Here is a 3,422-nt window from a genome sequence, read left to right as displayed (position 1 = left end):
GGCACGGCCGTGCCGCCATCGCGCAGCGCCCAGCCGACGTACGCCGTCAGCAACAGCGAACTCGCGACGAAGCCGCCGATCGCCGCGCGCATGGCCGGCAGCCGGCCGCGCAGATCCGCGACTCGCGCCCAGCGCGGTGAGGCCAGCATCCACACGAGCCCGACGATGCCGATGATCGCGCCGACGTGCAGCGGTTCGAGGTGCATGCGCCGGGCCATCGGGCCGGCGATCGTGACGAACGCGTAGGTTCCCGCGACCATCGCGAAGTTCGCGAGCAGCAGCGGCAAAAAAGACGCGCCGGCATCGGCCGGCGGGTTCAGGGTGTCAGCGGAAGGAGTCGACATGATTCGTTCGTAGTGGAGAAATGAAGGGGGCCGGCCGGTACCGGCCACGGTCAGCCCGCTCGCGCGAGCAGGCGGTTTCGTGCATGCAGCAGCGCATCCGCAGTCGCTTCCCAGCCGATGCACGGATCGGTCACCGAGCAGCCGTAGCGCAGCGCGCCGCCGAGCGGCTGCGCGCCCGTCTCGATGAAGCTTTCGAGCATCACGCCGCGAATCGCGTCGTCGCCCGCGCGCATCTGCTCGACGACGTCGTCGAGCACGGCCAGTTGCCGCATCGCCTGCTTGCCGCAATTCGCATGCGAGCAATCGATCAGCACGTTCGCGGGCAAGCGGCTCGCCCGCAGCACATCCGCCGCGGCCGCGACCGACGCGGTGTCGTAGTTCGGTCCATGCCGGCCGCCGCGCAGCACGAGATGCGCGTGCGGATTGCCGGCGCTGTGCAGCAGCGCGGGACGGCCGGCCCCGTCGATCCCGATGAACGTGTGCGGCCGCATGCTGGCCAGCATCGCGTGAGCTGCGACGTCGATCTGGCCGTCCGTCCCGTTCTTGAAACCGACCGGCATCGGCAGACCCGACGCCATCTCGCGATGGATCTGCGACTCGGTCGTGCGGGCACCGACCGCCACCCAGCTCACCAGGTCGCCCAGATAGTGCGGCGTCATCACGTCGAGCGCTTCGGTCGCGGCCGGCAACCCGATCGCGTTGATGTCGGCGAGCAGTTGCCGCGCGGTGCGCAGGCCGTCCTCGATGCGATGGCTGCCGTCGAGCCCCGGATCGTTGATCAGCCCCTTCCATCCGACCGTCGTGCGCGGCTTCTCGAAGTAGACGCGCATGACGACGCAGAACGTGTCCCGCACCTCGTGCGCGAGCGCGGCAAGCCGCCGTGCGTAGTCGAGCGCCGCGCCGGGATCGTGGACCGAGCATGGGCCGACGATGACGATCCGGCGCGCATCGCGCCGCTCCAGGATCGCGCGCAGCTGCGCGCGCCCCGCGTCGACGGTCGCCCGCGCGGTGAACGAGGCCGGCACGTCGCGGCGCAGTGCTTCGGGTGACGGCAGCGGCGCGCCGACGCGCAGCCGCTCGTCATGACGCGGCTGCGCGAATGCGCCTGCCGCGCCCTGTTCGGTACAGGCAGTGAGATGTTTCATGGCCAGGGTTCCGGAAACCGTTTGTGCGTCACACGCCGAGCGTCGCGCCGCCGTCCACGCACAGCGTGTGCAACGTCACGTGACGCGACGCATCGGACAGCAGGAACAGCACGGCTTCGGCGATATCGTCGGGGGCCGCGATGCGGCCGAGCGGAATGCCGTTCCGGTAGGTGTCGAGCGCCCCCGCAATGACCGTTGCCGGGCCTTCGGGGCCCTGCCAGAGCTGGCGCTGCATCGGCGTGTCGGTCGATCCCGGCGCGACGATGTTGCAGCGAATGCCGTGCGCGGCCAGTTCGAGGCCGAGGCAACGGGTGAACTGATGAGCCGCCGCCTTCGATGCCGCATAGGCCGCCATTTGCGTGCGCGGGACGAGCGCCGCATTCGACCCGACGGTCACGATGGCGCCTGCCCGGCGCGCGGCCATGAGCGGCGCGACCGCGCGCGACAGATGAAACACGCCGTCGGCATTGACCGCGAAGCAATGCGCCCAGTCGTCGTCCGTCAGCGATGCCGCGCTTGAAAGCCGCAGCACGCCGGCGACGTTGGCGAGCATGCCGATCGGACCGACGGATGATTCCACCCGTTCGACGGCCGCCTGCACCGCACGCGCGTCGGCGACGTCGACCGCGAACGCGTGCACGCGTCCCGCCGCCGGCGGGCTGTCGGCGATCGTGCGCGCCAGCGCGTCGCCATCCATGTCGAAGGCGGCCACGTCCACGCCGTGCGCGGCGAGCATGCGGACGACCGCGGCGCCGATTCCGCGCGCCGCACCGGTCACGACGGCGATACCCGCCGGGAATGTCAGGTTCGTAGTGCTTTTCATCGATTCGAATTCCGTGATTGAAGATCCTGGCCCGCCTCTGCGGCGAGCCGTTCGGTCAGGACAGCGCCGATCGCCGCCATCGGTTCGGGGTCCGACATGCCGTCGTGCGAGCAGTCGAGCGCATGGCAGGTCAGCGTCCCGTGCGGCCGATGCGCATGCCAGCTCTCAGGCGTCGGCATGCCCGGCCGCTTGCGGGTCGCGTTGAAGAGCAGCAGTTCGCCGTCGTAGCGCGGCGTGGATGTCGCACGAAACAGGCGCATCTGCCGCAGCGTCGCGGCGACGAGCGCATCGAGGCCTGCACCGCCGAGCGCCGCGAACGGGCTGTTCGCGCGAAGCAGGCGTTGACGCAGCACGGTGTCGGACAGGTCGGCCGTATCGAAGTCGCCGTTGACGGTCAGCAGGATCCGCAGCGCGTCGGCGCAGGCCGGCATCGGCTGCGCGGTCCACGCCGACGACGGGTAGCTGTCCATCAGCGCGAGCGTGCCGACCGCCGCGCCGTCGCGCGCCAGCGCCGCCGCGACGCCATAAGCCAGCGCACCGCCGAGCGACCAGCCCAGCAGGTGATACGGCCCGTCGGGCTGCAATACCCGTACGCGCCGCACATAGGACCGCACGAGCGCGTCGAAATCGGCCGCGTCGCACGTGTCGTCGACCGACAGCTGCAACCCGTCGATCGTCGCATCGGGCAGATAGGCCGCGAGCCGCAGGTAACTCCACGCGAGGCCGTCGGCCGGATGGATGCAGATGAGCCGCGGCGCGGCGTCCGACGCCGACTGGATCGCCAGGTGCGGCGCAAACCCGTTGCGCTCGGTGCGCGGCCGGTACGCCAGCGGCGTGCGCAATGCAGCCGTCAGCATCGCGATCGTCGGATGCCGGAACAGCATCGAGACGGGCACGTCGCGCCCGAGTTCCGCCGCCAGCCTTGCGCTCGCCTGCATCGCCTGCAGCGACTTGCCGCCGAGGTCGAAGAAATTGGCGTCCGGGGTCAGCGCGACATCGCCGAGCACGTTCCGCCATACGGCCATTACCTGCCGCTCGAGTACGCCGGCGCGCGGATCGGCGGCCGTCTCGTCGCGCCGCGCATCGACCCGCTGCAGCGCGTTGCGATCA

At 70.6% G+C, this 3,422-nt stretch carries 3 protein-coding genes and 1 pseudogene; all 4 read right to left on the bottom strand.

Translation table 11 applies throughout. The features are described from left to right. A pseudogene (locus G3O06_RS47035) lies at window positions 1–344 on the bottom strand (MFS transporter); the annotation flags it as partial. 50 nt (window positions 345–394) lie between these two features. Then, window positions 395–1,489, bottom strand: a complete 1,095-nt coding sequence (locus G3O06_RS47030; protein ID WP_205820165.1) for a 3-deoxy-7-phosphoheptulonate synthase — start codon at window positions 1,487–1,489, stop codon at window positions 395–397. Between the two features lie 28 nt (window positions 1,490–1,517). After that, window positions 1,518–2,312, bottom strand: coding sequence for a 2,3-dihydro-2,3-dihydroxybenzoate dehydrogenase (locus tag G3O06_RS47025; protein WP_205820164.1), 795 nt, complete (start codon window positions 2,310–2,312; stop codon window positions 1,518–1,520). Beyond that, window positions 2,309–3,422 (bottom strand): alpha/beta fold hydrolase (locus G3O06_RS47020; RefSeq protein WP_241020607.1); only part of this gene is annotated, 1,114 nt, incomplete at its 5' end. The genes G3O06_RS47025 and G3O06_RS47020, both read right to left, overlap by 4 nt.

It is taken from the genome of Burkholderia sp. Ac-20345, assembly GCF_017104825.1.
Lineage (GTDB): Bacteria > Pseudomonadota > Gammaproteobacteria > Burkholderiales > Burkholderiaceae > Burkholderia > Burkholderia lata_B.
Note: the sequence above shows the minus strand (reverse complement) of the source record. Positions and strands in the feature narration are given on the sequence as shown.

Excerpts from the sequence above, each read along its gene's own strand:
- G3O06_RS47030 (WP_205820165.1), bottom strand. The coding sequence starts at position 1,489 with ATGAAACATCTCACTGCCTGTACCGAACAGGGCGCGGCAGGCGCATTC.
- G3O06_RS47025 (WP_205820164.1), bottom strand. The coding sequence starts at position 2,312 with ATGAAAAGCACTACGAACCTGACATTCCCGGCGGGTATCGCCGTCGTG.